The 755-nt window shown below is 81.7% G+C and carries 1 pseudogene; it reads left to right on the top strand.

Annotated features, from left to right (window positions below):
* A pseudogene (locus OM076_RS44540) lies at positions 1-755 on the top strand (hypothetical protein); the annotation flags it as partial.

The raw sequence follows: 755 nt of genomic DNA on the forward strand, positions 1-755 counted from the left end.
TGGCGGGGGCGGCGGGTACGGCGGCGCGTCGCGGAGCGGCGGTGGCGGCTCCGGCGGCGGCTCGCGCAGCGGCGGTGACGGTCGTGGCAGCGGTGGCGGCTACGGCGGCGCCTCGCGCGGCGGCGGTGACAGTCGTGGCGGTGGCGGGTACGGCGGCACGTCGCGGGGCGGCGGCGACGGTCGCAGCAGCGGTGGCGGCTACGGCGGCGCCTCGCGGAGCGGCGGTGACAGTCGTGGCGGTGGCGGCGGGTACGGCGGTGCGTCGCGCAGCGGCGGTGACAGTCGTGGCGGTGGCGGCGGCCATGGCGGCGCCTCGCGCAGCGGCGGCGGCAGCTCGCGGGCCGGCGGCGAGGGTCACAGCGGCGGCTCCCGGAGCGGGGGCTCGCGTGGTGGCAGCGGCGGCCGCGGTGGTGGCGGCGAGGGTCGCGGCGGCTACGGCGGCTCGCGCGGTAGCGGCGCTCCTCGCGGCAGTTCCGGTTTCGGTGGCACTCGCCCCGCGCCGGGCAGCGAGTCCGGCGAGGGCTCGTGGTCCAGCGGCTCGTGGGTCGACGGCTCGACCGGCGCCGACGATCGCGACCTCGGCCGCCGGAGCGGCGGCGAGAATTGGGCCGGCGGCAATGGCGATCTAGGCGACGGCGGCGGCCCGCAGGGCGGCGAGGGCCGCGGCGCTTCCTACGGCGGCGGTCCGCGTGGCGGCGCCTCCCACGGAGGCGGCGGGCGCGGCGACCGCGGTGGCGGCGGCGCGTCGCACGGCG

This window comes from Solirubrobacter ginsenosidimutans, from assembly GCF_027587205.1.